A 747-nucleotide genomic window follows, 5' to 3' on the forward strand; every position below is an offset into this window, starting at 1 on the left:
AGGATAGATAATATGACTACAGTATTTATTAGCCACAATCATAAAGACAATATCTACATTCAACAAATTAAATCGATTCGACAAAACCCCAATCATCCATTAACATTTGAAGATAGATCTTTGGCTGAAGCTATATGTAATGAACATGGCCATACCAATCGTCGCCCACCATCAGATATACGCTCAGAACCAGTTCGGAAAGCTATCGCGAAGTTATTAGCAGGGTCACATAAGCTACTAGTACTTGTGGGCAAAGATACTCACAGTAGATTATGGGTTGAGTGGGAAATTGAACAGTTTAAAAAGCACAACAGTGATAATAATATTTTAGTCATGCGCACACCAGATAACACATATTCAGGTGCACCCAAGGGTGTACAAAGGTTAGAGCTATACGCTTGGGATCTTAACCGTATAGCTCTGTGGGTAAGTTAATTACTTTTTGGGAGGATTGTTGCCACGGCCTTTACCAGATGGCAACCCCGTCTTACTAGGGAGATTAGGGACATTATGTTTACTCATCTTTGCTCTCCCAGTCACTTGGTCGTTCATCATAGTCACGTGATTGCCAGTAAGCATCATTGTTATCATTAAGCTGGTTACTGTGATTATCTAAATCATCTTGTGTTGGTTCATAATCTTGACTAAAGCCACCCATAGGGTTTTCCTTATGTTGTTTGTGTATTTTAAATTTAATCGAAATTGTGGGTGTACTGAAGGGAAGGAATAAGGGAAAGTATGTTGAAA

At 38.7% G+C, this 747-nt stretch carries 2 protein-coding genes; one reads left to right on the top strand and one right to left on the bottom strand.

Annotated features, from left to right (window positions below):
- The coding region (locus ASV53_RS24310; RefSeq protein WP_239928910.1) for a TIR domain-containing protein at positions 1-435 on the top strand (435 nt) is incomplete at its 5' end.
- A gap of 79 nt (positions 436-514) precedes the next feature.
- On the opposite strand, the gene ASV53_RS25900 is transcribed toward ASV53_RS24310, so the two are convergent.
- Positions 515-747: hypothetical protein (locus ASV53_RS25900; protein ID WP_205049241.1), on the bottom strand; the 233-nt coding region annotated here is incomplete at its 5' end.

The sequence above is a fragment of the Photobacterium sanguinicancri genome, from assembly GCF_002265265.1.
In the GTDB taxonomy this organism is placed as follows: Bacteria; Pseudomonadota; Gammaproteobacteria; order Enterobacterales; family Vibrionaceae; genus Photobacterium; species Photobacterium sanguinicancri.